3 protein-coding genes, 1 tRNA gene, 1 other RNA gene and 1 pseudogene are annotated in these 5,803 nt (G+C 68.0%); 3 read left to right on the top strand and 3 right to left on the bottom strand.

From position 1 onward, the window contains the following. On the bottom strand, positions 1–888 hold an 888-nt coding region (locus VIU94_RS35375; RefSeq protein WP_331918054.1), incomplete at its 3' end, for an ice-binding family protein. Between the two features lie 914 nt (positions 889–1,802). Between VIU94_RS35375 and VIU94_RS35370 the strand changes: the two are divergent. Beyond that, a pseudogene (locus VIU94_RS35370) lies at positions 1,803–2,075 on the top strand (site-specific integrase); the annotation flags it as partial. A gap of 330 nt (positions 2,076–2,405) precedes the next feature. Here the strand turns inward: VIU94_RS35370 and VIU94_RS35365 are convergent. Further along, a complete protein-coding gene (locus VIU94_RS35365; RefSeq protein ID WP_331918056.1) occupies positions 2,406–3,878 on the bottom strand; it encodes an AAA family ATPase in 1,473 nt (490 codons plus the stop codon). 236 nt (positions 3,879–4,114) lie between these two features. Then, a tRNA-Ser gene (locus tag VIU94_RS35360) sits at positions 4,115–4,199 on the bottom strand. Positions 4,200–4,306: 107 nt separating this feature from the next. Between VIU94_RS35360 and ffs the strand changes: the two genes are divergently transcribed. Both ffs and VIU94_RS35350 read left to right on the top strand, forming a co-directional pair. Next, positions 4,307–4,405, top strand: an RNA gene (gene ffs / locus VIU94_RS35355) — signal recognition particle sRNA small type. Positions 4,406–4,446: 41 nt separating this feature from the next. Next, a partial coding sequence (locus VIU94_RS35350) for a DNA polymerase III subunit gamma and tau (protein WP_331918052.1) occupies positions 4,447–5,803 on the top strand: 1,357 nt, incomplete at its 3' end.

Below are 5,803 nucleotides of genomic sequence, written 5' to 3'. Positions count from 1 at the left end.
CGGGGCTTCGCCGGTGGCGGTGGTCGGGGCTTCGCCGGTGGCGGTGGTCGGGGCTTCGCCGGTGGCGGTGGTCGGGGCTTCGCCGGTGGCCGTGGTCGGAGCCTCGCCCGTCGTCGTGGTCGGGGCTTCGCCGGTGGCCGTGGTGGTGGCGTCTTCACACAGCGGCCTGGTGATCGTGTCGTCGATCAGCGTGACGCCCGCGTTGCGGGCCAGCACCCGGCCGTCGATGGTCACGTTACTGTTCACGCTGATCGCGGTGAGGGCCATGAGGGTGCCCACGAAGGTGGAGCCGGATCCGAGCGTGGCCGATGGGTTGGTCACCCAGAACACGTTGCACGCCTGGGCGCCGTTCTGAAGGACGATTTGGCTCCCGGATGCCGTTGTCAGGCCCCCAGGAATCTTGAACACCCAGACGGCGTCGGGGTTGTTCTGAGCGTCCAGGGTCCAGGTGCCGTCGACCAGGAGACCGGACTCGACCGCGTAGGTGCCCGCCACCAACGTGGGATTCACGGGCTGAGCGGAAAGACTGAATTGCGTGGGTTGGGCGAAGGCGTTGTCGTACGCCGTGCCAAGGTCGGCCTGCGCTCCTGCTGCCGCCGCGGCTGTGCGGATCGTCCCGCCCGTCACGGTCCCTGGTGGGAATCCCGTGACGGCCGTTCCCGGAGATACACCGACGTCTCCGGTGACTTCGGTATCACCTGTGTTGGTGACCGTCGAACCGGCCAGTACCGCGAAGGTTTCCGCCTCACCCAGCGGTACGGCTGTTGCTGCATTTGCTCGTGTAGGTGTCACTGCTACAACGGCGACAGCGACCAGCAGGGTGAGTACCCCCGCGATCCAAGCCGCCATCGTGCGCCGTTGTGGCGCATCGGGAATGTTGAGTGTCATCGAGGAGCCAACTCCTGTAGGGGTGGTGGCCTCCGGCGTTCCTCGTCGAACGGAATCGCCTCTTCTGTCGGCGGCATATTACGCAGGCACTCAACACCGGCGACGATTCCACTCTGGTGATGTCGCCGGAATCACTCAATATGCATCAAGGAATGTATGTTGAGCCGACTGACCGCCCCCCATCCGTGCGGCGGTCCACTGTGATGTGGCCATTTCTCCTGTCACGCCGATCGTCGGCGCCCGTCAGCGGAGCCATCAATTCGTCCGCATCAGTGATTTTCCTCGGCTGAAAGGTCGTTTCCGAAATTAGGCAGGCGCGTCGTGAATGTGCCCTGAATGGCGCAGGGAGACCACAGGAACCGGAAGCGGATGTGCCCTGAGCAACGGCCTGCGGGACGCCCTGCAGCGCGGCACCCTTCCCGCCAGTCCTCTCAGGCGCGTCGCCCGGCACGGGACCTCCACTGGAGCAGCCTCACCGTGACACCGCCGACGATCCTGGACTGGGAGGGCTGGGGCCGGGTGCCGGTCGTCTACGATCCCCGACTCCTCCCGGTGCCACTCGTGGCCGCACGCGTCCGCAGGCAGTTCAGGTCCGTCCTCGACACCCCGCCGGCCGCGTCGGCAGCGCTGACCGGGGTTCCCCGCATCGCGCCCGGGCCCGCGCTGCTTCTCCGCATCGGGGCGCACACGCATCAACGCCAGCCGGGTTACTTCTCCAGGAGGTCGTGCAGAAGTGCGACGAGCGCGAGTCCCTCGTCGGCTATCGCAACTCAACCCCGAACTCCTCAGCCCCGACACGGCCGCCGCCTACTCCGAGAAGCTCGGGCGTCTCGCTCTGACGACAGCGTGGGGGAGACGATCGGAAGGGACTTCCCTCGATGCACACCGACCCTCTCGCCGAGACCTGGCCGGGGTCCGACGTCGACCTGAGCAACGAGTACCTCAAGCTGCGCCGGAACCGTCTGCGCCCCAAGTACGAGCACGGATAGTCGGAGAGCTCGCCGTGCGGGAGGAAGGCGGGGTACTGCCCGGACAGGGTGCAGGTCCGGCGTGAGACCACGAACACGAAGTCCCGAGCCGGTCGGCGCGCGGTCCCCCTGCCAGGTCCGCTGGTCGCCATGCTCCGCGCGCATGCCGAGGCGCAAGAGCGCGAGCGCGACTGGAAACACCCTCTGTGGACAAAAACTCAGGACAACGACGAAGGGCCCCGCTGAAGATCAGCGGGGCCCTCGTTTCGCCTGTTCAGGCGGCTGCGGAGGATACGAGATTCGAACTCGTGAGGGGTTGCCCCCAACACGCTTTCCAAATGTTCGTACGGCCATTCGCCGGGGGCCATACTCGTCCTGACCTGCGGTGGAGTGCTCGGGCTGGCCCTGTGCGGACAGGCTCGGACGGGGCCGAATGAGACCGGAAATGAGACCAGCCTGCCCCGGGTGCCGGTGATCCCTGCGAGTCGGTCGGAACCGGGGGTGGTGCTCACCAATGTGTCTTGGCGGGCACGGATGCGTGGGCATGCGTCAGACCTGGCCGTAGAGGGTCGCCAGGTCGATCAGCCGGATGTCGGGGTCGGCCGCTGATGCGGCGTGCGCCTTGTCGTTGAATCCGGCTCCGCTGAAACACATGAGTCGGGTGTTGGTGGTGTCGTAGCGGCCTGCCAGGGTGACGAGGTCGCGGATGTGCCGCAGACGTTCGATGTGGGCAGCGCCCATGGTGTCGTTCCACTTGGCCTCTCCGAGGGCCAAGAGCGGCGGCTTGGCGCCATCAGCGATTCCGATGACGGCCACGTCGACCTCATGGCCGGTGCGGGCCTTGGGGTCGTGGACGACGCCGTGTCCGACGCGGGCGGGCAGACCGCCCAGAAGCTCGGGGTCGGCGTGGTGCAGCGCCCAGTCGCGGCAGACCTGTTCGAAATGGGGCCCGAGGACATTGCTGACGAAGCGGCGACGGCTGGCCTGCCAGACCCGCGGCGCACTGCCGGGGCGTTCAAGCTGGTCCCAGACCGGTCGCATGATCGCGTGGTAGAAGCCGATCAGCGGTTCTGAGATGCGGTAGGTGGGCCGGTTGTCCCGGAAGGCGTCCGCGTCACGGTGCAGCAGACCCGCATCTTCGAGGACGTTGATGGGGTGGGCGATGTCAGTGGCCTTGCGTTCCAGGTAGCCGGCCATGCCCCCGCGGGTGGCGTTGCCGTCGGCGACAGCGGCCAGAACGGACAGGTACAGGGCGGTGTCGCGAAGGTCGGGTTCCTCGGCCAGCAGATAGCGGGCCTCGCGGAAGAGAGGGGTTTCGGGATTGAGGACGGTGCGGACGACCCAGTCGTCGAAGTCATCCGGACCCTTTGGAGCGTCGCCGCGTGCGAATTCGCGCCGGTAGGCGGGAGTGCCGCCCACGATCGCGTTCACCTTCATGGCCAGGTGGGGGTCCGTGATGTCCCAGAACTCGGCGGCGAGGCGGTGGTCTAGGGGGCGGACGACCAGTTCCAGTCCCGCCCGTCCGCGCAGTGGGGCGTTGCCCGACAGCAGTCGGCCCATGAAGGAAAGCGCCGAGCCGCACAGCAGCAGCCGGGTACGGGAGCCGGTGCGCTGGTCACGCAGAGGCCGCAACGCCTCTTGGATGATCGAGGGCAGCTCCGGGTTGGCCTTGGCGAGATACGGAAACTCGTCGATCACCACGGGTACGGGCCGCTCGGCGCCGAGTGCGAGTAGAGCGTCGACGGCCTCTGCCCAGTCGGCGAAGTGGAAGGGGCTGGCGGGGCGGACGTGGGCGGTCAGCGCTGCGCTGATCCGCCGTAGCGACTCGGCATCGGCGGCTTCGGTCGCACCGAAATAGAACCCTCCGGTGGCACGACAGGCTGCATCCAGCAGGAACGTCTTGCCTTGGCGGCGACGCCCGGAGACCACCCCCAGAGTCGCTCCTGGCTGAGGATCGGTGATGAACCGGGTCAGCGCTGACCACTCGTAGTCCCGGTCGAACATCTCGGCAGGCTTGTCCACGATGCTCCAGATATAGAAGTACACCTACATAAAACATACCCCTAGCTGCTGGCTGCGGCTCGCAGGATGCGTCTGCCACTCCGGGCATTCGGCGCTCGTTGGGGAGTGCCATGGTCCATTGCGAAATATGTCGTGAATGCCGGAAATAAATGAGACTGAAAGTGAGACCAGAGCATGCCGAAGACCCCGGCCGCTGAAGCGGTCCGGGGTCTTCGTTTCGCCTGTTCAGGCGGCTGCGGAGGATACGAGATTCGAACTCGTGAGGGGTTGCCCCCAACACGCTTTCCAAGCGTGCGCCCTAGGCCTCTAGGCGAATCCTCCGCCGGGAACATTACATGACCGAGAGGGGTGCTCGCGAACTCGATCTCGCGAGGTTCGCCGAGGTCGGTGGGGGTGGTCGGGGAGGGGTGTGGATCGGGTACTCTGGGCGCAGCCCCTCACGTGGCGCTATCTGACTGAACTCCCCCAGGGCCGGAAGGCAGCAAGGGTAGGTCGGCTCTGGCGGGTGCGTGGGGGGCGCTTGCGTTCTCGGGCACGGTTGTCGGTGTGCGCCTATAACCTCGTATACGTGTCGTCTCTCGCGCTGTACCGCCGCTATCGCCCCGAGTCCTTCGCCGAGGTCATCGGGCAGGAGCATGTCACCGACCCGTTGCAGCAGGCCCTGCGGAACAACCGGGTCAACCACGCGTACCTGTTCAGCGGGCCCCGCGGCTGCGGTAAGACGACCAGTGCGCGGATTCTCGCCCGGTGTCTGAACTGCGAGCAGGGGCCCACCCCCACGCCCTGTGGGGAGTGCCAGTCCTGTCGGGACCTCGCTCGGAACGGGCCGGGGTCGATCGACGTCATCGAGATCGACGCGGCTTCCCACGGTGGCGTGGACGACGCCCGTGACCTGCGGGAGAAGGCCTTCTTCGGGCCCGCCTCCAGCCGGTACAAGATCTACATCATCGACGAGGCGCACATGGTCACCTCGGCGGGCTTCAACGCCCTGCTGAAGGTGGTCGAGGAGCCGCCGGAGCATCTCAAGTTCATCTTCGCCACGACCGAGCCCGAGAAGGTCATCGGGACCATTCGGTCGCGGACCCACCACTACCCCTTCCGGCTCGTGCCGCCCGGGACCCTGCGCGAGTACCTCGGTGAGGTGTGCGGGCGCGAGGGCATCCCCGTCGAGGACGGCGTGCTGCCGCTCGTCGTGCGGGCCGGCGCCGGGTCGGTGCGTGACTCGATGTCCGTCATGGACCAGCTGCTCGCCGGCGCCGCCGAGGACGGTGTGACATACGCCATGGCGACGGCACTGCTCGGGTACACGGACGGCTCGCTGCTGGATTCCGTGGTGGACGCCTTTGCCGCGGCGGACGGGGCCGCCGCTTTCGAGGTCGTCGACCGGGTGGTCGAGGGCGGCAACGATCCGCGCCGGTTCGTCGCCGATCTGCTGGAGCGGCTGCGGGATCTCGTCATCCTCGCCGCCGTGCCCGACGCCGCCGAGAAGGGGCTGATCGACGCCCCGGCCGACGTCGTCGAGCGGATGCAGGCGCAGGCCTCGGTCTTCGGTGCCGCTGAGCTGAGCCGGGCCGCCGACCTGGTCAACACCGGGCTCACCGAGATGCGCGGCGCCACCTCGCCGCGGCTGCAGCTGGAGCTGATCTGCGCGCGCGTGCTGCTGCCCGCCGCCTTCGACGACCAGCGTGCGCTGCAGGCCCGGCTCGACCGGCTGGAGCGCGGGGCGGCGGCTGCGCCCGCGCCCGTCGTGATGCCTGGTCCGCCCGCGCCCGCCATGGGGTACGTGCCCGGGCCCGAGGCCCATACGCCGATGGCCCCGCTCCCGCCGGCCCCGACGCCCGCTCCCCAGCCCGTCCAGGCCGCTCCCGCCCCGGAAGCCCCGACCGCCCCGGCTCCGCAGGCCCAGGCCCAGGCCCCCGCCCAGC

Origin of the sequence: Streptomyces sp. (assembly GCF_036566765.1) — a bacterium.
GTDB lineage: Bacteria > Actinomycetota > Actinomycetes > Streptomycetales > Streptomycetaceae > Streptomyces.
The sequence above is the reverse complement of the archived record's forward strand: the minus strand, read 5'-3'. Positions and strand labels throughout refer to the sequence as shown.